This is a genomic window from Methylobacterium sp. 001424705 (assembly GCF_059816145.1).
The window spans coordinates 1-657 of sequence record NZ_JCBANU010000090.1; the positions used below are offsets into that span (position 1 = coordinate 1).

Annotated in this window: 1 protein-coding gene; it reads right to left on the reverse strand. The window is 61.3% G+C overall.

Going from position 1 to position 657, the window contains the following annotated elements; translation table 11 throughout:
• On the reverse strand, window positions 1–587 hold a 587-nt coding region (locus AC6EUL_RS22885; RefSeq protein ID WP_499872912.1), incomplete at its 3' end, for a response regulator transcription factor.
• Window positions 588–657: the final 70 nt, after the last annotated feature.

The window sequence follows — 657 nt, forward strand, 5'->3', positions numbered from 1 at the left end:
TTGCAGATGAAGACGTCGATGATCTTCAGCTCGGGCTCGTCCATGCCGCCGTAGAGGTGGTTGAGGAACATCTCCTTCGTCAGCGTCGTGCCCTTCCGCAGGGCGAGCAGCTCCAGGATCTGGTACTCCTTGCCCGTGAGCTTCACGTAGCTGCCCGCGATCGCCACCGTCTTCTCATCGAGGTTCACGATCAGGTCGCCGGTGGTGATCACCGACTGGGCGTGGCCCTTCGAGCGGCGCACGATCGCCTGGATGCGGGCGACGAGCTCGTCCTTGTGGAAGGGCTTGGTCAGGTAGTCGTCGGCGCCGAAGCCGAGGCCCTTCACCTTGTCCTCGATGCCGGCCATGCCGGAGAGGATCAGGATCGGCGTCTTGATCTTCGCGGCCCGCAGCGTGCGCAGCACCTCGTAGCCCGAGATGTCCGGCAGGGTCAGATCCAGCAAGATGATGTCATAGTCGTAGAGCTTGCCGAGATCGATCCCCTCCTCACCCAAATCCGTGGTGTAGGTGTTGAAGCTCTCGGACTTGAGCATCAACTCGATGCTCTGCGCGACAGAGGCGTCGTCCTCAATCAGCAGCACACGCATGGGCCAGGATCCTCCAAAGGTTGAGGCATCCTGAACGCGCATCGGCAACAAACCGTTAAGGTTGCACCGC